This window comes from Actinomadura sp. NTSP31 (assembly GCF_041951385.1).
In the GTDB taxonomy this organism is placed as follows: Bacteria; Actinomycetota; Actinomycetes; order Streptosporangiales; family Streptosporangiaceae; genus Spirillospora; species Spirillospora napierensis.
This window is the reverse complement of the sequence record NZ_JBGNUT010000070.1, coordinates 1-1,139: the sequence shown is the minus strand read 5'-3', so window position 1 is coordinate 1,139 and position 1,139 is coordinate 1. Positions and strand designations below refer to the sequence as shown.

Sequence of the window (1,139 nt, the reverse complement as noted above, 5' to 3'; positions counted from 1 at the left end):
ACTGGGCGTTTCATCCTGCGAGTTCCGTTTGATTTCGGGTCAGGTGCCCCGCCATGTGGGAGTGGATTCGCCGGTGAGGCGGCGGCTCATGAGGTCGATCATTGCGAGGTGGATCATGGCGGTGGAACTGGCCGGGAGGGTCTCGTAGTCGCGGACCAGGCGGCGGTGCAGCATGAGCCAGCCGAGGGTGCGTTCGACCACCCAACGGCGTGGTAGCGGGGTGAAACCCCGGACGCCTGGCGGGCGTTGGACGATCTGCATGTCGATGCCGACCGCAGCAGCGTGTTCGACCAGGTGTTGGCGGTAGCCGCCGTCCACCCAGATGGTGCGGAGGGCGGGCTGCTGGCCGGCGATCTGGTTGATCAGAGTGGTGCCGGCGACCGAGTCTTGGACAGAGGCGGCGGTGACCAGGACGGCCAGCAAGAGGCCGAGGGTGTCGACCACGATGCTGCGTTTGCGGCCGACGATCTTCTTGGCGGCGTCGATGCCCTGGTCGGTGGCCGGAACGTTGCCTGAGGTCTTGATGCTTTGGGCGTCGATCGCGCCGGCGCTGGGTTGGGCGCAGCGGCCCTCGCGGATGCGGACCAGGCGATGCAGCAGTCCCGACAGCCGGGTGAAGACCTCGTCGTCGCGCCAGGCGCGAAAGTAGCCGTAGACGGTCTGCCAGGGCGGGTAGTCGTGCGGCAGGTAGCGCCAGGGGATGCCGGTGCGGTCGACGTAGAGGATGGCGTTCATGATGGTGCGCAGGTCGTGTTCGGGTGGACGGCCGATGTCCAGGGCGCCGGCGCGGCGCCGGTCGCGCCAGGCGATCAGGGCCGGCTCGATCAATTCCCATCGGGCATCCGACAGGTCGCTGGGGTAGCGGCGTTCAGGGGTCATGACCTCGGCGTAACGCCGTGCCGTCGAGCCTGGCCATAGACGTCTTGGTCAGGTCAGCAAGTCGGAGCTTCGCCGCCACCGGGCCAACATCGGACGCAACCTGCGTTTTCGGGATGAGACAGAAGAACGACCACGAAACATGCTGGTCCGAAGCTCCACAAGCCTCACCGAAAACAGCTATCTCTCATCTCTCTGTCCGGCCGCGGCTGGCTCGCACGAGAACCTGCACATTCTCCACATATAAGGACCAAACGCCCTCT

The 1,139-nt window shown here is 65.9% G+C and carries 1 protein-coding gene; it reads right to left on the bottom strand.

The features are described 5' to 3' along the window. Nucleotides 1–39: 39 nt before the first annotated feature. Complete coding sequence (locus tag ACA514_RS48220) at nucleotides 40–879, bottom strand: IS5 family transposase (protein ID WP_360763081.1); 840 nt, start codon at nucleotides 877–879, stop codon at nucleotides 40–42. Nucleotides 880–1,139: the final 260 nt, after the last annotated feature.

Bases quoted from the DNA above. Each gene is read 5' to 3' on its own strand.
- ACA514_RS48220 (WP_360763081.1), bottom strand. From the start codon at position 879: ATGACCCCTGAACGCCGCTACCCCAGCGACCTGTCGGATGCCCGATGG.